Raw genomic sequence first — 19,807 nt, 5'->3', positions numbered from 1 at the left:
GCGCGCAAAGGTTTTCATTGAGTCAGTGGCTAACATCGTTTGATAGGCTGGATTTTGGGCGTGCAACTCATATTGATTCGGCGCTGTTTTTCTAACAACGCGGAGCAAATATTGGTTATCACCCGTATCTTGCTTTATCTGGTGGTGTTGTGGTTTTTTTAAAACGATTCAGATTGCTCTTGCTACAGTTAATATTAAGTCCATTTTGCGTATTTCCTAATAAGTTAAGTCATTTAAGCGGCTTTATATTAAGGCGCACAGCTTGGGTTGACGAGTTTTATTAGGGATTGCAGATGTTAACTATCGTGCTAGCGGGGAATGGCAAGGGGTTAACAGTTGAGTGTTAACCCCTTTTTTTGAAGCGTTTTACTTCGGTTTTTTAAATCATTTTTTGAAGAAGGCTTCGTTGGTGCCGTATGGGCCTAAATCTAAGTCGCGTTTGCGGATGGCATCTACACGGTCGAAGGCTTCTTCGGCCACGCGTAGGTTTTTCACATCTTTACGCCAGTAGTATTTAAATCCATCAAAGTGGGCGTTGTTTGGATACCAGTAAAACACACCTAAACCTTCTTTATTGAGGATTGGGGTGTTGTGAATATGGGCACCAGGAATATAGAAGTACTGACCTTTTGCTAAGGTTTCAAATTTATTGTTTGCCAGTGTTTTACTGGTGCCGTTGACCACGTAGTAACACTCTGGTTGACCATGGAAATGTGGCTCATGGTCGGATTTCAAACCATTGGTGATACCGATAACCATTGGGCTGTCTGAGAGTTCTTTCCAGATATAACCCACTGGTGAGTTTTTAGGATCGCAGTTTTTGGCTTCGAGTACGTTACCGTGGTCATCCAAGGTTTTACAAAAACGTTGGTCTGCAGCAATGCTGTCATTGGGTTTGATGGTGTTAAAGTCGATTTTGCCTGCTTCCCAATCGGCAATGTAGGCTTCGATTTCTGGGTTGCTGCACTGCTCTGGCATGGTGTTTTGCGGCACATAGGGCGTGCTGTCGTACGGCACTGGCGTCATTTGTTGATAGGGCAGTTGCGCATGGTTACATTGTGGGCCTTGAGCCATAACCGCTGTAGACGTTAGTGCGGCTAATCCGAAAAGCATTTTTAATTTCATCATTCCAATCCTATTTTTACATCGCTTAATGGCGATATTGTGTTGGTTATTTTGTTACGTGACTAACAATAAAGTGATTGGTTGATGGTAAAGGTGAATTGGATCACGGCATATTTTGAGTGGCAAACTTATTCGTGACTCTACTCGCGAATAATCTTACCGTCTGAGCCGCTTTACAGCTGCAATTGCATGCTGAGCTGGGCATAGTTGGCCATTCCCTGCTGCGCATAGGGATGGGCTGAGCTGTTGTTATCCTCAATTTGATAGCGGCCCACTTCAATACCTAGGGTGAGTGCTTGGGTTAAATTGGTAAACAGATTCACACCAACGTGGCTGCGATCCGTTTGTTCTCTCTCAGTGCTTGTGTGTCCAAAAAAGAGTGTCGAGCGGGTGTAGTCAGTCCAAAAGTGCCTGTAGGCAAACATGGCTGATGTCGAGGTTTCTAATTCTCCTTCAATAATATCGCGCGCAGCGTCGGTGCCGACATAACGACCTAGGTGGCCGTAGTGCAATTGTAGGCGCAGATCATCTTGGCCAAAGGTAAAGAGTTTGGCAGCAAGGGAGAGCCCGCCAGCCCATTGCGAAGTGCCCGCTGGATCTAAATAACGCACTAAGCCTGAGAGAGACACATTGCCCCACTCGCCGGATTGGTTGTAGCGGGCAATCATATCTGGGATGTAGTCATGGCTGGTATCAATCCAGTCAGGTTTGGCTGCTGTAATGCTGGTTAGCCCATCCGTTTGGGCTTGGGTGCCGTAGGTGTAGGGATTTTCGAGGGCGAATTGCCATTGTTCGGTGCTATAGCGGATAAGTGCTTGTCTTACCATGGCTTGTCCAACTAATGGCCCGCCTAAATCGGCTGTTTCGGCAAAGGTACTGGTATTGACTAAGGTTGACCAGGTTTGCCCGGCGGTGATGCCTTGATAACTGATATAGGCATGCCTAAGCCGTGGACTGTAGGAGTTGGAGATAATCGGATTTCCTTGGCTGGAGCCAACAAAATCGATTTCGGCAAAGGCTTTGGCCTCATCGGTGTTGAGTGTCAAATTAAAGCGGCTTTCTTGGGCGCCAAATTGGGTGCGTTTGCTGTGCTCAACAACTTTGCCTCCACCTGTCCAACTGTCTTGAAAGGCTAGATTTCCTTCAACAAAGCGAGTGTTGGCCTTAATAAAGCCGCCTAATTGCACATCGGCGGCATACAGTGAGGATGAACAGATAAAATAAACAGCAAGTGTAGGTAAATATTGTAGTTTCATCGTTCACTCTATAAGAAAAAAGCATAAAAAAAGCCCTAACGAATAGGGCAAAAAAAGGTATAGCAGTCTAAAACGGCAGGGAGGAGGGACGTCCTAAACTGCGCAAATATTAGAAGTAGTAACCAAAGTTGATGTTGATACGTTTATCCCAATCGTTACCGACTTCTGGTAGGCCAACGTGGTCGTTATTGGCGGTCGAGAAGGTCATGTTTTTACCCATGACAAAGTCAATCATGGTGTAAGTTGGGCCAGCAGAAATCGCCATACCGGTGACGTTTTGCATGCTGTTGTCGTAGCTATCGTCATCAACATCAGGCGTCATTAAACCAAAGTCGTTATAAAACTTAATGCTGCCCCAATCTGTGTTAACCGTTTTGGCAATGTTGATGTTATAGGCTTGGCCTTTTGAGGCGATTTCGTACTGCCAGCTCACCACCGATACGCCAATTTTGTTGTCGTCGATAGCATCTGCAGCATTGTATTCATACTGCATGGCTTGCATTTGTAGGTTCCAGCCGTTGTAGCTGCTGTCTACATGCAGTGCGACGGCATAGCGGTCGCCATTATTACCGGTTTTGCTGTTGTAGATTTGGCCGACCTGTACTGAGCCACCAAAAGTGGTTGCGCCACCTTCGTATTCGGCGGTGTAGGTTTGGCGCACGTTGAGTTGGTTGGTTTCTTCGTTGTTGTATTCAGTGCCATTGATGGTGCCGGTATACAAGTCAGTTGAATAACGCTTGTTTTCGGTTGGGCCGTATTCGGCATTTTTATAAAACGCTAAATCCGTGTGCCAGCCGTTTTTCTCATAGGTCGCTTTTAAGCCGATGTCATGGTCATCTTCAAAGCCTAAATAGTAAGGCAGACCAAACCACCAACTGTTAGAGATAAACTCGCGGTTACCAAAGGGCACTTTGTTGATACCAAATTGCAGTTGCCAGTCTGGATCAATGTTGTAGTAGCCATAACCATACTTGATGTAGTTAGTGCCTGAGGTAAAACGGTATTCCGCCGCTAAACCGAAATCGCCTTTTTTACCATCAAATTTAATCGCGGCCATGTCGAAGTTAAAGTCGCCGCCTTTATCCTTCGATTTTTCATCATAATCGCGATAGCCATAGTTAACGCGCACGGCGCCGCCAACATTGATGCCATCTTCTTGCTCTGCGGCAAAGGCGTTAGTTTGAGATAGTGCGATAGCGGTTGCCACCATGGACAACATAAACCGGGTGGATTTTTTCATCATCATTACCTTTCTTAAGTTTTTGTATTATAAAAATTAAATTACATTTCTTTGAACCAAGTGCGGTGACACTCAGCGCACACTGGAGCCTTTTTCTCATGCTCGCTGTGACAGGCTAAGCAGCTGGCGCCTTCGTTGTAGTGCAGTGATTTGTGTGGATGGGCTTCAGGGATGGCAAGCTTGGACTCATCCACCGCAATACTGGTAATTTCGCCATGACATTCAACGCAGGCCGCATCGGTGGCATTTTGTTTACCCGAACCTTGGTGACACCCTTTACAACCATCTTGGTAGATAAATTCGTGGTTGGTTCTGCCTTGGGTGCTGCCTTTCATCTTGACGAGGTCTCCGGCATTGGCTGCGCCAGTGAACAGAGTTGCAACAACGAGTGTGAGTAGTAATGTTTTCATCATGATTTAGGCCTGCATGTCAGATTTGATGGTTTCAGCAACGATAATTCCCATCGTTAAGCACTCTAGACAAGCTGTTGAACTTAAACGGGTTCCACCGTGAGTTCCGCCTGTCGCTTCGCCGACGGCATAGAGCTTTTTGATGGAGGTCAGTGACTGGCTGTGTATGACTCGCGCACCTAAATCGGTTTTTAAGCCGCCCATGCAGTAGTGCACTTTTGGCCAAATACGCGACACAATAAACGGCGGTTTAAGCTCAACTGCCGTATCCATCATGCGGCCAAATAAAGGGTCGATGCGCTGGGGCACTTGCTTGTTGTACTCGGCAACGGTTTGTTTGAGCTGTGCAACTGGAATATTGAATTGCTTAGCTAATTGCTCAAGGCTATCTACTTTCCAAGCGATTTGGTCACGCACTGCGCGGGTCACTTCTTCTGCACCAACATGATCGTCATGGTTAAAAAACACCACGGGATAGGCGGGTGAGCCATCTGGATGACGGTTTTTCATAATGGCATCGGAGCAGGTTTTTCTATCGGCGCGTTCATTCATAAAACGCTTACCGTCTAACACATTGACTGAAATTCCTTTATGGAAACCAATCGAGAGCAGAGCATTTGACCAGCCAAAGCCGCCTTCATCGGGCGAGCCCCAGTGACCTGTTTGAATAAAGCTCATATGAACCGGAAAAGCACCGTGGGCCATAGCCGTTAGCGTGACTTCGCCAGTTGCGCCGAGTGCATTGGTACAATCTAAGGTTTTATCTAATGCAGGGTCGACCAGTTCACGTAGTACTAAGTTACGTGAGAAACCACCGTGGGCAAGGATAACGGCCTTATTGGCTTTGATGTAGATCGTTTTACCGGTTTTGAGATCCGGAAAGCGATAATTTTGACGCACTTTCAAGCCAACAATCTCTTGGCCATCCATGATGAAGTCTTCAACATAGTGTTGTAAACGGTATTCAACGCCTTCTTTTTTACCTGCTTCGTACAGTTTAGTGGTGATATCGCCACCGACACCGTGCTGAGTGCGGATAGCACGTGCTTTATTGTGGCCACCCACTTGTTGGTTAAAGCCTTCGCGGAATTTGACGCCAGTGTCGATACACAATTGGTAGGCATCGAGGGCGCGATTGGCAATTTGTCGCAGCATGTCGGTATTTTGCATACCGCGGCCAGAAATGATTTGATCCTTCACCAGCTCTTCGGGCGAGTCATCGTTGATCCCTTGAGCTAATTGAATTGGGTTTTTAGGGATAGCTAACCAGCCACCGTTGATCGCAGAGTTGCCCCCGATCACCTGCATTTTTTCTAATACCAGTATCGAGCCTAGACCTTGACGCTTAGCATTTAGTGCGGATGACAGACCCGCAAAACCCGAACCCACGACAATCACATCGCGAGTTTCATCCCATTTAATGTTTGAGGCGCATTCAGTGGCTGATGCTGCACTTGGTAGTGCCGCTGCGATACCACCGACCGCTGCGCCTGCACCTAGCTTTAAAAAACTTCTTCTATCATGCATTTTTTGTTAACCCTCTATGTCAGTTATCAGCAAGATAGAGGTTATGAACCGCGCCTAAGGAGAAGTGAGTCACGACTTTTTTTCAGTGACAATTTTATTCGTGAGTTATCTCGTGAATATCTTTTCTTTGAAGTAGATTGCTTTAATAACGAACGAGATGAAGATAATTTAATCTATGAAAGTATGCTGTTGATAAAATGTAAGTTTGAGGTAACTCACAAAGGTTGGTATTTAAGAGGTTTGGATGTGACCTTTATCCCGATTAACTATTTACTGTCTATAAATATTATTTGTTAGCAACACATAATGTACTTTTTACGTATGTTGGAATAAATGAATGAAATGTCCATCTGATTCACTCTCTATTTTACGTTGTAATCAAATATTGGATGCGGCTGAAAGGCTGATTGAATCACAAGGTATTGTATCATTTAAGTTTTCCCAGCTGGCACATGAGGTTGGATGTTCTACAGGTACTTTATATAAGTTTTTTGAACGTAAAGAAGATGTGTTGGTTTGTTTATTTTTAAGAAGTGCAACATCAAATCACTTACCGATATTTATCCATAAGAATCCAGAGTTAACTGCACAAGAGAAAGTGCTTTTACCGATATTATTTACCTTTGAAACCATTAAGCGCAGTAGTAGCTTTTTTACGCTGCGTTCGGTGTCGGTAAATACCATGGTTTGGAAATTGGCGAGTGATGAAAAAGTTGAACGTTTTAAAAAACGTATTAATGCTTTTTGGAGTTGGTTTACAGACTCATTACATTTAGCGGTTGAGAATGGTGAATTAGTCGCCACTCCATTACAAATAAAAGAATTAGTTCAAGGAATTACCTTTTATCTAACGGGAGCTCTGACACAATTTGAAAGTCAATTGATTGCGCCTGAGTTCTTATCTGATCGCCGTGAAACCTGTTATCGACATTTGGCAAACCTGATGGCGCGATACGATTGGAAAACGCCTTTAACCTTTGCGCTGTTTGATTCGTTAGAGGCCAGAACCATCAAGTTTTTTGACCAACATTATCGTGACCATATGACCTGCGCAGCCTGTAGCGCGCTATCAAATACCGACACCAAGGCATTATCTCCCTGTACTCGTCAGTGTGGTTAGGGCGTCCTGCAATTCGGGTTTTATTCCACTCGCAGTGAGCGAGCTTTGTCTCACTGCGACTAAGAATTAGGCTCATTAAATCATAAGCTTAATTTCAAAATTTATGATTGGCTAGCAACCAAGCAAGTTCGGCGGCGTTACTCACCTGCATTTTTTGCATGACTTTTTGCCTATGCAACTCAATGGTTCGCTGCGCGATATCTAGCTCCGCTGCAATGACTTTGTTCATTTTCCCTGCCAGTATGCCTTCCATCACCTGCGTTTCACGCTGGCTGAGGGTGGCGAGTCGATTGGCAATGTCTGATTGCAAATTTTGTTGATGCCATTTTTGCTCAGTATGTTGTTGGGCTTGGGTTAAAAGCTGAAATAGCTTCTCACCATCAACCGGTTTTTCAAGAAAGTTGAGTGCGCCCTGTTGGATGCAGTCTACGGCCATGGCAATGGTGCCGTGACCGGTGAGCATGATGACGCTGATTACACTTTGCACTTGATTTAAATGGCTTAGCAGTGCCACGCCGTCCATACCTGGCATTTTGATGTCGAGCAAAAGTACGGCGGGTTGCTTGATATCAACGCTTTTTAAAAACGTATCCGCAGCGTTAAAGCCTTTGCAGTTAAGCCCCATCCCTTCAAGCATCCAGCTTAACGAATCCAGTACATCTTGATCATCATCTACAAGGTAAAGTGGTGTCATTTGAGCTCTCTTAAACTGATGGCTGGTTGAGTGGCAGGGTGACTTTTACCGTTAACCCCGGCGCGGCGTGCTGTGCTTCAATTTTGCCTTTGTGTTCCTCAATAATGCGTTTGCAGATAACCATGCCTAGGCCAAGCCCTTGGGGTTTTGATGTTTCAAAGGGAAAGAATAAGCGTTCGAGGGCGTTATCACTCAGGCCGCAACCCGAGTCAGTGATATGAATATAGACGCTTTCGCTTGTGGTACCTGTGTCGATAATCAATGACTTATGGGGGCTGTTTTCCATGGCATCTAGGGCATTGCGTAATAAATTCACCAGCACTTGCTGGAGCAAACTGGCATCGGCAAATACGGGTAAGGTTTGTAAGTTGACTTTAGGGCTGAGTTTGAGCCGCTGAAATTCAGGTTGCATCAAGGTCAAGGTTTCTTCTATCACGGCGCGTAAATCACAGGGCTGGTAATCACTGGTTTGTTGGCAAAATGTGCGTAGACGATGGATTGTGGTTTGGGCTCTATCGACTTGGTTGATGACCTTATTGAGCGCGGTAGCAAGTTCGGTTTGGGTGCTATCTAGCCGATATAAACAGCCTTGGGTGAGATAGCGAATACCGGCCAAGGGTTGTTTAAGCTCGTGGGCAATGCCTGAAGCCATTTCGCCCGTCAGCAGTACCCGTTGGGCGCGATAAAACTGTTGTTGTTGCTCGAGTAAGATTTTTTGGGTGTGCTGATGATGGGCTATTTCGGCAGATAAGGCTTGGGTGCGTTTGACCACTAAACGTTTAACCCTTAAGTGGTGAATATAGCCCAGTAGCAAGGCAAAAATGAAGCTTGCACCCCAAGGTAAGGCATTGTGCAGTAATCGCTGCCAGTTAGTGACAAATGGCCATTGCTCTAATTGTTTTAACAGTTCAAATACCGGGCTATCGTCCACGGGAGCCGACCAATATTGATATCTTCCTTGCACCGCCGCTTGGCTCTCTGGGGGTATTTGCAACAGGCTGGTGACCACTTGGGTAGCAAGTTTATGATCTGTATGGCCTAATTTGGTTAAGGCATAGCCGGGATACAACTGGGTGGATACTTCGCAGGCAAAATCAGGATGCGGTTGCTTAAGGACCACTTTTAATTTATTCGCTGGAATGAGTCCTCGCTCTAGTGCATTTTCCAATACGCAGCTAGGTAATATCGCAACATCAGCCTCACCCGATAACAGCATTTGCAATAGTTTTTGCTGTGGAAAACCAATAAAGCGCAGCTGGGGAATATCGCGGTAGGCATTGATGCCTTTGGTTGCCATCGTCGCTGCAAAAATTTGAAATCCGCCAAAGGCTTGTGGGTCGCTTGATACTAACTTTTCATCTTTAAGTTGTGCCCATTGGCTCAGGTTGTTGTCAATTCGCGTGACGATGGCAGAGCCGATGCTTTGTTCGGGTGAATGCACGCGGTTATGGACTAGGGTGAGTAAGTGACTGGTACCATAGTTTTTTTTAAATGCGACCGTGGTGAGGGCATTGCCAATTAAAAAGTCGATACGTTGCTTAGCGAGTGCTTCATCTAATTGAGTTGGCGTTAATGGCGTGAGTTGTACCGGACGATGCAACTGCTGGCTCAGCCAATCAGCAGTAGGTTGCCAATTGGCCATGACTTCATCGGGTTCATTAAACGCCATTATGCCTATTCGCACCGGATCACTTGTATGGCTATCGGCGGCAATGGCTGGCAGCTTAAAGCCGATAAAAAGGGCCAGGATAAACATTAATCGAGTGAAGAATTGATACATGATTTAATCCAGGCTGGGCGATTTCATTTAGTGGTTAACACAACAAGACGTTACAGCATCGCTGTAAAATAGGCTGCGCGATGCTGAGCTGATGGCCAAAAATAGTGGCCATATTATGCCCATTAGTGATTGCTGATGTATTGAGCCGCTTCACACATTAGCCTAAGGGGTGAGTTTAGCGCGATATTGTTCAAATTGTGGGGTGGCGATTTTAGTGCCTTGTTCATCCAGAAACCATACCGCTTCAATATCGCCAATACGCCTTATTAAGGCTTGCGCTTCAGGCATCGGTAATAAAAACAAACTGGTTGAAATCACATCAGCAAGAATGGGTTTATTCTTCATAATAACCGATACTGAGATACCTTCATTTTTCGGATAGAGTGTCGTTGGATCAATAATGTGATGATACTCTTGACCATTCACAGTGTAATAATTGAGATAATTCCCACTCGATACAATGGTTATATCTTCACCTTGAATGATTTCATGGTAAATATCACCGCTATTAATCTCGATATTATCTTTATGTTCTAGTTGATATTTGCGGATTAATGGATTTTCGATTGCTGTAATAAATTGGCGGCCATCTGGGTGGGTGCCAAAATGGCGAATATTTCCACCAGCATTAATCATAAAGGCAGTAATATTATCGGCTTTTAATTGGTCATACACTTTTTCAACCATCCAACCTTTGGCTATACCGCCTAAATCCAGTTTCATTCCTGGTTTCATTTGAATGGTATTATTGTTTACATCGAGTTTTATCTGTTTTATATCAATGTGTTTTGCCGCGTTGGCTAACTCGATATCACTGGGTAGTTCGCATGTGCCGCCCTGTTGGCAACGTTTTCGATAGCTTCGCCAAACTTCTAACACGGGGGCTAAAGCAACGTTAAATCGGCCTTGGGTAATGCTATGCCATTCAATACTGGTTGCTAATAATTCGGTGAGTTTTGCATCGATATGGTGTAATTTTTCAGGATTGTTATTGATAGTCTGGATATTGGTGTAGCCAGGGTAAGTGCTAAAGTTTGATGCTAAATAATGATATTCCTGCACCACATTAAGTGCATGGCATAATGCTGAGTAGGCTTTGTTTTTGTCTGCCTCATAAATATCAATGGTAATGGAAGTGCCAAAATATTTTAACGTATTCATACTGCCTTTTCCGTGCTCATAATTAAATGTTGCATTGGTATTGCAGTCGAATGGTGAAAAAGTCGCATTTGCCATTGTTGGCGTAAAAAAGAGATAAATTAATACAGTAAAAGATAATAAATATTTCATACATCCCCCATCTTGATGACGATTAAATTAGTAGCATGAATTTCAGTTGATGACAGTAATCAATCAGCAAAGTGTTAGCTAACTCAACTATTTTGAATTGAGGTTGGCATATTGCGGTTATCCGCAATTGTCGAATTCTTTCCGAGGTCTATGCTGGCGGCAAGTTCATTAGTTGAAGAGCGTTATATGATGAAAACTGAATTACATTTTAAAAAAAGTTTGCTGGTTAGTGCGGTTGCATTCGCAACATTTGCCTTAGCAGGTTGTGCTAATACCGCACCGCAGGGGAAATATATTGATGGCGTCCATCATGTCAGTGGTAAGGGTAAAAAGAGCGACATCACCCTTGAAGTTAAGGTTGAGCAGGGGAATATCACTCAGGTAAAAACTCTGTCACATAAAGAAACCGAGTCACTGTACCTTAATTCTGAGCGTTTGCTACCCGAGATTGTGAGCCGTAATGGTCATGAGGGGATTGATGCTATTTCAGGCGCAACCTACTCATCTAATGGTATTTTAAAAGCAATCAATGATTTACCTCGTGTAGATGGCAGTAAGCCTGAATATCAAAGCGTGGGTGCTCGCAGCCAAACAGGGGATGATGATTTTAAACTGAAATGGTCTATCCAACCGCGTTTAGGCTTAGTGAAAGGTGATTACTACTTTGAAGAAGCCCGTTTCCGTCAAGGGCATATGGGTAGCATGTTGGTGGTAGTGGATTCAAATAACCTTCAGGATGTGATCCTGGCCGAGTTTAATGAAAGTGGTCGTCCGAATTACTATACCCGCCTTTACCAAAATGTGCCTAAGCGTATGTCTGAATACAATTTCTCCATGGGCAAAAAGAAAGGCACTGCATGGGTTCAATCCGCATTAACCATGGAAAAGTTAATGATGGAAAAAGACCAACTTACCTTTGAGTTAAATCCTCACTACGATCCTAAGTTAGGCAACCAGCTCAGCGAGCCTAACCGATTAAAATATAAAGGTATTGATATTGTTGCTGGCGCCTCAAACAGTATCCAACAATCGATGATCCCTTTGACCGCGAAGATCCACAATCGCATTCAAGCGGGGGCAAGTGATGCGCTTTTTTATCAGCAAGCCGAAAAATTGCTCGATGAAAAAGGTCGCTGGACAGGCGTTACCGCGATGTTGCGGTTAGTGGTTGATAAAAATAGCCACAAAATTACCCATGCCCATTACGATGAAATCTTTGCTGACGAGAAGAAAGATATCCAAGACGCCTCATTGAAAGCATTTTATCGCCAATCCAAATATGACTCGATTAATTATGTTGAACCCGCGCGTATCGGATTTAACGTGATGATTGATGCCTTATCTTCGCATCTGAAAGAGGGTGGTTCGCTGTTCAATATTAATGATTTACCAGCAGCAGGTGATACCGGTAGTTACGCCCAAACCGGCTTTACTAAGCGTTCAGATGCCTGGGATAACTATCTGCGACTCGCTGATGTGTTGTACAAGCAAATGCGTGCCGATGGCGTGATTAATGAACATGCCTTACCTGCTCAGTAATATTGGATACTTAACATGATGAATAAATCATTTGCTATTTCGATGCTTACCTTGGCTCTATGTGCTACACAGGCCGTGGCCGATGAACATAAGTTTTATGGTCGTATCGATTATTCGGTAACCAATTCCGATAGCGGCAGTGCGACGCATAAAAATAAAAGCGGCACCGTATTAGAAAATAACTTTACGCGCATCGGTATTAAAGGCGCTAGCCAATTAACCGACAGCACCTCACTGTTTTACCAAATTGAGGTTGGCGTAAATGGTGAGAGCCAAGATAGTGGCGATAAACCATTCTCAGCACGCCCAACATTTATTGGTGTGAAGCACAGCTCTTATGGTGCCTTAGCGGTTGGACGGATTGATCCGGTATTTAAAATGGCTAAGGGGATGTCTGATGCCGTCATTCCGCACCTAAATTTTGCAATTTTCAGTGCTTGACAGCGATCGGTCATTCTGATCTATTACTCTCTTTTGCAGGTAATTCATCATGGCCGCTCCCGCTATCTCTATCCGTAACCTCGATCACCTTGGCTTGGTCGCCGCACTCTGCCAAGAACTGGGGATTGCCCGCATGATCGATGCCGTACTCCCCAAAACGCCGCCTTTTAAGGTCTCGCATGGTGAAGCCTTGGTCGCCATGATAGTGAACGGTCTCGGCTTTAACAGCTGCACCCTGCACATGTTCCCGCAATTCTTCGCTAACAAGCCGGTGGAGCGCCTGATTGGCCCCGGGATCTGTGCTGATGACCTCAACGATGATGTGCTCGGTCGCTGTCTCGATGCCCTCTTCGAGGCCGATGTCAGCGCCTTGTATCAGGTGATGGCGGCGCAAGTTGTCGAGCGGCTGGGGCTCAAAAGCACCGCAGTGCACCTCGATATCACCAGCTTCCACGTCGATGGCGCCTATGACTGCAACGATGGGGAACCGCTCGGTAAGCTGCAACTGGTGCGTGGTTATAGTCGCGATCACCGGCCAGAGCTGAACCAGGTGATCCTTGAGCTCATCTGTGAAAATCAGGCCGGGCTACCTGTCTATATGCAGGCCCTGAGCGGCAATAGTAATGACACCAAAGCCTTTGCCCAGACCGTTCGTCGCCATTTGAGCAGCCTCAAGGCTGCGCAGGAGAGTCGTTATCTGGTCGGCGATGCCGCACTGTACTGCGCCGATACTTTGCAACTGCTGGCGCAACAGCAGCAACTGTTTGTCACCCGGGTACCTGTCACGTTGAACGAGGCCAAGCAGGCCGTAGCAACAATCGGCGCGCAACCTCTGACTGCCTTGGGCAATGGCTATCATGGCCGTTGGCAAGGTGCCAATTATGCCGGCGTCGCGCAGCGCTGGTTGCTGGTGCGCAGCGAACAGGCCAGCCATCGCGAGCAGCAGACATTGGCCAAAAACCTGCTCAAAGACAGTACTCGCGAGCTCAAAGCCTTCGCCAAATTGTGTGCCCGACGCTTTGCTTGTGAGGCGGATGCCCAAGCTGAGTTGAGTCGTTTTACCGCCAGCTTGATGCTGCTGCAACTGGATGCCGAGGTGGTGAGTGAACCCGTTTATGCAGGGCGTGGCAGACCCAAGCGTGGCGAAGAGCCAATTGGCCATCAGTTTCAAATCCGTGGGTTGGCGGCAACTAGCCTGGCTTGCGTTGAAGAGGCTCGCAACCAGACCGGTGTGTTCATCCTGGCGACCAATGACCACAGCGATACGCTGACCATGGCCGAACTACTCGCCACCTATAAAGCGCAGCAGAATGTCGAACGAGGCTTTCGTTTTCTCAAGAGCCCGGAGTTTTTAACCTCCTCACTGTACCTGAAAAAACCGGAGCGGATTGAAGCGCTGCTGATGGTGATGACCTGTAGCCTGATGATTTATGCCGCGTTGGAGCACCGTATCCGGCAGGGATTAATGGAGCAAAACCGCAGCGTGGCGGATATGAAAAAGAAACCGACCCAGCAGCCGACGGCCCGTTGGATCTTTTTGCGCTTTGGTGGCATCCATGAATATCGACAGGGAGACGCTCCGCCACAAGTAACGGAGCTAACAGGAGACCAGCAGATCATTTTGGAGGTATTGGGTGAACGCTATCGGCAAATTTATTCCTAAATTAGGTGCGGAATGTCGGCTGATGCAATGGACAATTACTCCTTAAAACATGACCGTTTATTTGCCGGTGATAAGCGTTGGGGGGACTCCTTTGAATACAAATCCGCCCATTGGAATAAGTTGCAATTAGGTGTGAGCTATTTATTGGAGGACAATCATTACACTAATAATGATAACCGCCGTGATAATGGCAATTACCAGTTAGCGGTTACCTATGGTGATAAGTTCTTTAAAACGGGCGATGTGTACGCTGCAGTTGCCTACAGTGATGGTGTGGAAGATATTGAAGCTTACCGTGGCGTTGTCCAATATAAGTGGGATAAGTGGCAGTTTGCGACAATGCTACAACCGTCATTCCGCAGCTAATTCCAGAATTTAAATAGTGTGATCTGGCGATCAGCTTTTCATAAAAACTACGACACCATCTTGACCGCGATCGACAGTTTTGATCTATTACTGCTATTTGACGGTCTCAAAATATGTCTACCCATCCTGTTATTAAACGCTTAGATCACCTTGGTCTCATTGCCGCCTTTTGTCACGAAATTGGCCTGCCACGGATGATAGATGCCGTTATCCCAAAATATTCTGACCACAATGTTTCTCATGGTGACGCGGTATTGGCCATGCTCCTAAATGGACTTGGCTTTCATAGCAGAACACTGCACATGTTCTCGGACTTTTTTAAGACCAAGCCTGTATCTAAGCTACTCGCCAAAGACATTGAAGCACACCACCTGACTGATGATGTACTAGGCCGCACATTAGATGCTCTATACGAAGCCGATGTCTCAGCGCTCTATCAGGTTATTGCTGAGCGTGTTGTTGATAAACTGGGCTTGACGACCGATTCTGTTCATCTTGATATCACTAGCTTCCACGTTGATGGTGAGTATGCACAAGATGAAAACACCAACGTGATTAAGCTTGTAAGAGGTTATAGTCGGGATCATAGGCCAGAGCTTAACCAAGTCGTGCTTGAACTCATCTGTGAAAACCAAGCAGGTATTCCTGTTTACATGCAAGCACTGAGTGGTAACACCAATGATGCCAAGGCATTCGCTGAAGTCACTAAAAGACACATACATTGCCTAAAAGCCGCGCAAAATAGTCGTTACTTTATCGCTGATGCCGCTTTGTACACCGAAGAAAGCATCTCCTCGCTAGATGAGCAAAATCAAAAATTCATTACCCGTGTCCCCATGACCATCAAGCTCGCAAAACAAGCACTACTTGCGCTAGAGCCAGAGCAATTAAGCACTATCGGTCATGGCTACTCAGGATGTTGGATAGACTCGGATTACGGAAAGGTCAATCAACGTTGGTTGCTCGTTCACAGTGAACAGGCCACCAAGCGGGAAGAAATCACTTTCTTCAAGAACTTAGAGAAAAACATAGCAAAAGAAATCAAAGCGTTGGAAAAGCTAAGTAAAAAACCATTCGCTTGTGAAGTTGACGCAGAATTAGCGTTTAACGATTTCAAGAAACAATGTGACTTACTTGGGTTTGAACAAGGCACTCTCATCAAACAGCCGACTTACTCTCATTCGGGCCGCCCAAAGACAGATGAAGCACCGACAGGATACCAATACTTTATCGAAGCCGCCCCCTTCACCGACCTAGAAAAAGTAAAACTGGCTAAGCTCAAAGTAGGCATGTTTATCCTCGCGACGAATGACACCGACAATGAAGCACTCACCATGGCGGCTCTTCTAGCACATTACAAATCGCAACAAAAAGTCGAGCGCGGCTTCCGTTTTCTAAAAAGCCCTGAGTTTTTAACCTCTTCCATCTTCTTGAAAAAGCCTGAGCGCATTGAAGCGTTGCTAATGATAATGACGTTGAGCTTGCTTGTTTACGCTAGTTTAGAACACAAAATCAGAGAACAACTCGCACAAACCGAAGCGTTCTTCCCAAGTATGGTAAAGAACAAGACGACCTCCAGACCGACGGCACGTTGGGTCTTCTTGCAATTCGAAGGCATAGATACGCTAGAGATTAACGGCCAAAGGTTCATCACTGGACTTCAAGATCACCAAACACAACTACTCAAATTACTCGGTAGATTCTATGAGGTAGTTTATTCCTAAATTAGCTGCGGAATGTCGGATAAAAGTAAACGTGCACGATATAGCGCTGCCATTAAGCTTGAAACCGCTCAATTAGTCGTTGATCAAGGTTACACACAAGAAGCGGCGGCGAAAGCCATGAACGTGGGTAAATCGACGGTCAGTAAGTGGGTAACACAGCTTCAAATCGAGCGCCAAGGGCTTGCGCCTAAAGCCTCACCCATGACGCCTGAGCAGATTGAAATCAAGGCACTTAAACGTGAAATTGAGCGCATCAATCTCGAGAAAGAAATTTTAAAAAAGGCTACAGCTCTATTGATGTCGGACTCGCTGAACAATTCTCGATAATCGAGAAACTCAATCAGAGCAACAAATACCCTATTTCAGTGTTATGCCACGTATTCAACGTGAACCGGAGCAGGGCTTTGTTTCCTAAATCGATTCAGCGAGCAAAGCTCCTCATAATCGTTTGAATATTAAACTACACGGTAAGTTTCAGGCATGCCTAGCCCAGTGAGTTTGTTCAACGCCTTTATCATCGCGTAAGTTTCTCCTACCTGACCGTTATAATTTCGCAGGCTCAATCTGCCACCAAGTAGTTGCTTCACTCTGTACATTGCTGTTTCTGAGATTGACCGCCGATGATAACCATACCGTTTTTTCCACTGTTTATTTGAACCATGAAGCTGTTGCCAACTGACCGCTAAGTTACGCGGATGACCTTGTTCCCAGAGCGCGGCACCTTCCCTCGGTGGAATGAGTACTAAAGCCCGTTTTCTACGAACGGCATCGTGACAGGCTCTTGTGTCGTAAGCACCATCACCTGAGATATTGCGGATTTTGCGATGGGTTTGCTTGAGCAAATTCGGCATAACTTCAGCGTCAGTGACACCGGATAAACTCAGTTCCGCTGCAATAATTTCATGGCTATGGGTATCGACAGCGATATGCAGCTTACGCCACACGCGGCGCTTGCCATCTGTGCCATGTTTCTTCACTTTCCACTCACCTTCGCCATAAACCTTCAAGCCTGTCGAGTCGATAGCCAAGTGCTCAATGGTGCCACGCGTCTTGGTTTTAAAAGCAATCTTGACGGTTTTAGCGCGTTTGCTGATGCAAGTGTAATGTGGGCACGAAAGCGGAATATCAGCCAGTTTAAACACCGAGTTGATAAAGCCTTGTAACGCTCGTAGTGGCATCGAGAAAACACGTTTAACCATCAGCGCGGTGGTAATGGCTAAGTCGCTAAATACGCGTGGTCGACCTTTCCTTGGTTGCTCGGCCTTAGCTTTCCACTGGGCGATAGCGTCCTCATCAATCCAGAAGGTAAGTGAGCCACGATTGATCAGGGCTTGATTGTATTGCTTCCAGTTGATTGTTTTATATTGAGGTTTTGACACGATTGATGGGCGAGTTGATGGGCTATGTCGATCAGATCACCAGCTATGGTTTTAGTTCAACTGATTTAGGAAACAAAGCCCCGGAGCAGTTACCGTTATTGGATGAGCCGCGAGCTTTGTGTAACACCAGAGCAGCGGCTTTTAGAATGTGAAATCAAAGCGATACATACTGAAAGCAAACAGTCTGCGGGTGCGAGAAGTATCGCCACAATCGCCTCTGAACGTGGCTTTGCATTAAGTCGTTATCGGGCAACGCGGTTAATGAAAAAGCTCGGATTAGTGAGTTGCCAACAACCCAAACACCGTTATAGAAAGGCTGAAAATGAGCATGTGACTATCCCTAATGCACTCAAACGGCAATTTGCAGTTGTCGAACCGAACACCGTTTGGTGCGGCGATGTGACGTATATTTGGGCGGGTAATCGTTGGTGCTATTTAGCGGTTGTGCTGGATTTATTTTCGAGAAAGGCCATTGGTTGGGCGATGTCATTTTCACCGGATACTGAGTTAACGGTGAAAGCGTTAGAAATGGCATTTGAATCAAGAGGAAAGCCTAAAAACCTGATATTCCACTCAGACCAAGGCTGCCATTATACCAGCCTGAAATACCGTCAACGGTTGTGGAAATATCAAATCAGCCAGAGCATGAGCCGTCGCGGTAACTGCTGGGATAATGCGCCAATGGAGAGATTTTTCAGGAGTTTAAAAACGGAATGGATCCCGACACAAGGCTATAAGAGTTTTAGCGAAGCTAAACAAGATGTGACCGATTACATCATTGGTTATTACTGTGAAGTCAGGCCACATCATTACAATGCAGGATTGAGCCCAAATGAATCAGAGCGACGATTTTGGGCTGATTCTAAAGCTGTGGCCAAATTTAGTTGACCACTACAGTGTAAGGCGACAGATTGAGGTGACCTATGGTCCTAAAAAATAGTCTCTTATCATGTTTATTATTGGGAGTAAGCTTTATGGCTTCAGCAATGCCTACACAAGTCATTATTTCTAATACATTAGACCATGCTACTGGTAGAATTCGTATTATTGATATAAAAACTCTCGCAACTATAAAAGAATATAATATAAATGCGGGTAATGGTCCTGTTATGCAAGTTTATGGTGATAAATTATCCATTTCCAATGGGGTTTTAAATCCTGGAGAGTATATTCTTAATCTTCAGGACTCTTCTGTTGAGTATTACCCTGAGCGCCGAGGCACCGTTTTTTTTACTGAAGACTCATATATGTATTTTTCAGAAAAAAATAATGCAGGAGAAATTGTTTTTGTTAAAAATGACCAAATTATTACTGCGTTAAAAAGAACCGATGCAAGTTTTCGCCCCCCCAATGTTTATCAATATCTCTCTGGTTACGTAAGCTTTTATTTTTCAAATGGTGACTTATACCTTGTCAATGGGAACGATTTATCCTTTAGTAAGTTTTCATTAAAAGGTTATGCAGATGTGATCTATTTAAATGAAGATAAGGGATTAGCTGTTCACGGTAGAACACTCTATTGTTTGCGGCTTTCCGATGGGCAAGTGCTGAAAACTAAAAAATTATCCTTTTCGGGCAATTTTTATTTTGTAAGCAAAAGCGATGATGGCAGATTTATAACACTTCGAACTTTCAGTATGTCTTTGGTTCCTTGGTCAGATACATTTATGCATGAACGCATCGATTTATATGTATTTGACTTGCAAAATGAGACGCTTGAAAAGCTTGCAAGCAGTGTGGCAGGTAATGGAGTGGGCCTTACGGTGAGATAAAATCAAGTAATTGTTTATAGATGATAGTCCTTGAAGCTTACTGTGAGTACCAAAATGTAGAGGGTGAACTGGCACCCTCTTAACCTTTTAGATTTCTAGCTCGACAAAGTCCTTATCGATATCGTCTTGCTCAATACCGATATATCGCAAGGTGGTTTCTTCGGCGCTATGCCTGAGCATCTTCATTACTCGACCAATGTCTTTGGTTTGTTGATACAGCAGATAGCCACGGGTTTTGCGCATCGAGTGGGTGCCTAAGGCGATTTTGAGCTCTTCACCAATCATCGCCAGGGCACGGCAAATATAGCGGCGTGACAAAGGCGCGGGTTTGATGTTTTTCGCTCGTTGATTACGGTAGGACTGGAACAGGTAGATATGGTTAGGATGCTCGTGCGCAATACGCTGTATCCGTTCCAGCGTTTTTGAGTTGAGCTTGATATTGGTAAGCGGTTAATAAACCCCACATACCAATAATACCAAT

At 45.2% G+C, this 19,807-nt stretch carries 16 protein-coding genes and 3 pseudogenes; 9 read left to right on the top strand and 10 right to left on the bottom strand.

Annotated features, from left to right (window positions below):
• Positions 1–384: 384 nt before the first annotated feature.
• The 5 genes from CEQ32_RS08935 to CEQ32_RS08915 all read right to left on the bottom strand — a co-directional run bounded on the left by CEQ32_RS08935 (position 385) and on the right by CEQ32_RS08915 (position 5,558).
• On the bottom strand, positions 385–1,128 hold the full coding sequence (locus tag CEQ32_RS08935) for a cupin (protein ID WP_037425485.1): 744 nt from the start codon (positions 1,126–1,128) through the stop codon (positions 385–387).
• 170 nt (positions 1,129–1,298) lie between these two features.
• Positions 1,299–2,381 (bottom strand): hypothetical protein, encoded by a 1,083-nt coding sequence (locus CEQ32_RS08930; RefSeq protein ID WP_088585878.1) that lies wholly within the window; start codon positions 2,379–2,381, stop codon positions 1,299–1,301.
• A 109-nt stretch (positions 2,382–2,490) separates the two neighbouring features.
• Positions 2,491–3,624: a membrane protein gene (locus CEQ32_RS08925; protein WP_037425559.1), complete on the bottom strand. Its 1,134-nt coding sequence runs from the start codon at positions 3,622–3,624 to the stop codon at positions 2,491–2,493.
• 38 nt (positions 3,625–3,662) lie between these two features.
• Positions 3,663–4,034 (bottom strand): cytochrome c3 family protein, encoded by a 372-nt coding sequence (locus tag CEQ32_RS08920; RefSeq protein WP_088585877.1) that lies wholly within the window; start codon positions 4,032–4,034, stop codon positions 3,663–3,665.
• Positions 4,035–4,037: 3 nt separating this feature from the next.
• Complete coding sequence (locus tag CEQ32_RS08915) at positions 4,038–5,558, bottom strand: flavocytochrome c (protein ID WP_088585876.1); 1,521 nt, start codon at positions 5,556–5,558, stop codon at positions 4,038–4,040.
• Positions 5,559–5,895: 337 nt separating this feature from the next.
• On the opposite strand from CEQ32_RS08915, the gene CEQ32_RS08905 reads away from it, so the two are divergent.
• Positions 5,896–6,678, top strand: coding sequence for a TetR/AcrR family transcriptional regulator (locus CEQ32_RS08905; protein WP_037425496.1), 783 nt, complete (start codon positions 5,896–5,898; stop codon positions 6,676–6,678).
• Between the two features lie 94 nt (positions 6,679–6,772).
• Here the strand turns inward: CEQ32_RS08905 and CEQ32_RS08900 are convergent, their stop codons facing one another.
• From CEQ32_RS08900 to CEQ32_RS08890, 3 genes are all read right to left on the bottom strand, one after another.
• A complete protein-coding gene (locus tag CEQ32_RS08900) occupies positions 6,773–7,372 on the bottom strand; it encodes a response regulator transcription factor (protein ID WP_037425499.1) in 600 nt (199 codons plus the stop codon).
• Positions 7,373–7,382: 10 nt separating this feature from the next.
• Positions 7,383–9,152, bottom strand: coding sequence for a PhnD/SsuA/transferrin family substrate-binding protein (locus CEQ32_RS08895; protein WP_088585874.1), 1,770 nt, complete (start codon positions 9,150–9,152; stop codon positions 7,383–7,385).
• 162 nt (positions 9,153–9,314) lie between these two features.
• The gene (locus CEQ32_RS08890; RefSeq protein WP_224020850.1) at positions 9,315–10,313 is read right to left on the bottom strand and encodes an FAD:protein FMN transferase; all 999 of its coding nucleotides are present in this window, start codon (positions 10,311–10,313) and stop codon (positions 9,315–9,317) included.
• A 315-nt stretch (positions 10,314–10,628) separates the two neighbouring features.
• Here CEQ32_RS08890 and CEQ32_RS08885 point away from each other — a divergent pair, with 315 nt between their 5' ends.
• From CEQ32_RS08885 to CEQ32_RS08860, 6 genes and pseudogenes are all read left to right on the top strand, one after another.
• Positions 10,629–11,981 (top strand): FMN-binding protein, encoded by a 1,353-nt coding sequence (locus CEQ32_RS08885; RefSeq protein ID WP_088586968.1) that lies wholly within the window; start codon positions 10,629–10,631, stop codon positions 11,979–11,981.
• Positions 11,982–11,996: 15 nt separating this feature from the next.
• Positions 11,997–12,422 carry a porin gene (locus tag CEQ32_RS08880; RefSeq protein WP_226871897.1) on the top strand — a complete coding sequence of 142 codons (426 nt, stop codon included), beginning with the start codon at positions 11,997–11,999 and terminating at the stop codon, positions 12,420–12,422.
• A gap of 49 nt (positions 12,423–12,471) precedes the next feature.
• Positions 12,472–14,085 (top strand): IS1634 family transposase, encoded by a 1,614-nt coding sequence (locus CEQ32_RS08875; protein WP_037431746.1) that lies wholly within the window; start codon positions 12,472–12,474, stop codon positions 14,083–14,085.
• 12 nt (positions 14,086–14,097) lie between these two features.
• Positions 14,098–14,451 carry a porin gene (locus CEQ32_RS08870; RefSeq protein WP_226871896.1) on the top strand — a complete coding sequence of 118 codons (354 nt, stop codon included), beginning with the start codon at positions 14,098–14,100 and terminating at the stop codon, positions 14,449–14,451.
• 113 nt (positions 14,452–14,564) lie between these two features.
• Entirely contained in the window at positions 14,565–16,175 is a 1,611-nt protein-coding gene (locus tag CEQ32_RS08865; protein WP_011787758.1) for an IS1634-like element ISSpu7 family transposase, read from the top strand.
• Between the two features lie 12 nt (positions 16,176–16,187).
• A pseudogene (locus tag CEQ32_RS08860) lies at positions 16,188–16,573 on the top strand (transposase); the annotation flags it as partial.
• 57 nt (positions 16,574–16,630) lie between these two features.
• Here the strand turns inward: CEQ32_RS08860 and CEQ32_RS08855 are convergent.
• Positions 16,631–17,554, bottom strand: coding sequence for an IS5-like element ISSpu11 family transposase (locus tag CEQ32_RS08855; protein WP_069455281.1), 924 nt, complete (start codon positions 17,552–17,554; stop codon positions 16,631–16,633).
• A gap of 81 nt (positions 17,555–17,635) precedes the next feature.
• Between CEQ32_RS08855 and CEQ32_RS08850 the strand changes: the two are divergent.
• Together CEQ32_RS08850 and CEQ32_RS08845 are read left to right on the top strand one after the other, a co-directional pair.
• Positions 17,636–18,442, top strand: a pseudogene (locus CEQ32_RS08850) (IS3 family transposase); the annotation flags it as partial.
• 86 nt (positions 18,443–18,528) lie between these two features.
• Complete coding sequence (locus tag CEQ32_RS08845; RefSeq protein WP_122040754.1) at positions 18,529–19,326, top strand: hypothetical protein; 798 nt, start codon at positions 18,529–18,531, stop codon at positions 19,324–19,326.
• A gap of 87 nt (positions 19,327–19,413) precedes the next feature.
• Here the strand turns inward: CEQ32_RS08845 and CEQ32_RS08840 are convergent.
• A pseudogene (locus CEQ32_RS08840) lies at positions 19,414–19,773 on the bottom strand (tyrosine-type recombinase/integrase); the annotation flags it as partial.
• Between the last annotated feature and the right edge of the window lie 34 nt (positions 19,774–19,807).

Source organism: Shewanella sp. FDAARGOS_354 (assembly GCF_002209245.2).
GTDB lineage: Bacteria > Pseudomonadota > Gammaproteobacteria > Enterobacterales > Shewanellaceae > Shewanella > Shewanella xiamenensis.
The sequence above is the reverse complement of the archived record's forward strand: the minus strand, read 5'-3'. Positions and strand labels throughout refer to the sequence as shown.

What these genes read in the sequence shown, in the direction of transcription:
- CEQ32_RS08885 (WP_088586968.1), top strand. Translation starts at nt 10,629, where the DNA reads ATGATGAAAACTGAATTACATTTTAAAAAAAGTTTGCTGGTTAGTGCG.
- CEQ32_RS08930 (WP_088585878.1), bottom strand. Translation starts at nt 2,381, where the DNA reads ATGAAACTACAATATTTACCTACACTTGCTGTTTATTTTATCTGTTCA.
- CEQ32_RS08935 (WP_037425485.1), bottom strand. Translation starts at nt 1,128, where the DNA reads ATGATGAAATTAAAAATGCTTTTCGGATTAGCCGCACTAACGTCTACA.
- CEQ32_RS08925 (WP_037425559.1), bottom strand. Translation starts at nt 3,624, where the DNA reads ATGATGAAAAAATCCACCCGGTTTATGTTGTCCATGGTGGCAACCGCT.
- CEQ32_RS08915 (WP_088585876.1), bottom strand. Translation starts at nt 5,558, where the DNA reads ATGCATGATAGAAGAAGTTTTTTAAAGCTAGGTGCAGGCGCAGCGGTC.
- CEQ32_RS08875 (WP_037431746.1), top strand. Translation starts at nt 12,472, where the DNA reads ATGGCCGCTCCCGCTATCTCTATCCGTAACCTCGATCACCTTGGCTTG.
- CEQ32_RS08890 (WP_224020850.1), bottom strand. Translation starts at nt 10,313, where the DNA reads ATGAATACGTTAAAATATTTTGGCACTTCCATTACCATTGATATTTAT.
- CEQ32_RS08880 (WP_226871897.1), top strand. Translation starts at nt 11,997, where the DNA reads ATGATGAATAAATCATTTGCTATTTCGATGCTTACCTTGGCTCTATGT.
- CEQ32_RS08845 (WP_122040754.1), top strand. Translation starts at nt 18,529, where the DNA reads ATGGCTTCAGCAATGCCTACACAAGTCATTATTTCTAATACATTAGAC.
- CEQ32_RS08900 (WP_037425499.1), bottom strand. Translation starts at nt 7,372, where the DNA reads ATGACACCACTTTACCTTGTAGATGATGATCAAGATGTACTGGATTCG.
- CEQ32_RS08870 (WP_226871896.1), top strand. Translation starts at nt 14,098, where the DNA reads ATGTCGGCTGATGCAATGGACAATTACTCCTTAAAACATGACCGTTTA.
- CEQ32_RS08895 (WP_088585874.1), bottom strand. Translation starts at nt 9,152, where the DNA reads ATGTATCAATTCTTCACTCGATTAATGTTTATCCTGGCCCTTTTTATC.
- CEQ32_RS08905 (WP_037425496.1), top strand. Translation starts at nt 5,896, where the DNA reads ATGAAATGTCCATCTGATTCACTCTCTATTTTACGTTGTAATCAAATA.
- CEQ32_RS08920 (WP_088585877.1), bottom strand. Translation starts at nt 4,034, where the DNA reads ATGATGAAAACATTACTACTCACACTCGTTGTTGCAACTCTGTTCACT.
- CEQ32_RS08865 (WP_011787758.1), top strand. Translation starts at nt 14,565, where the DNA reads ATGTCTACCCATCCTGTTATTAAACGCTTAGATCACCTTGGTCTCATT.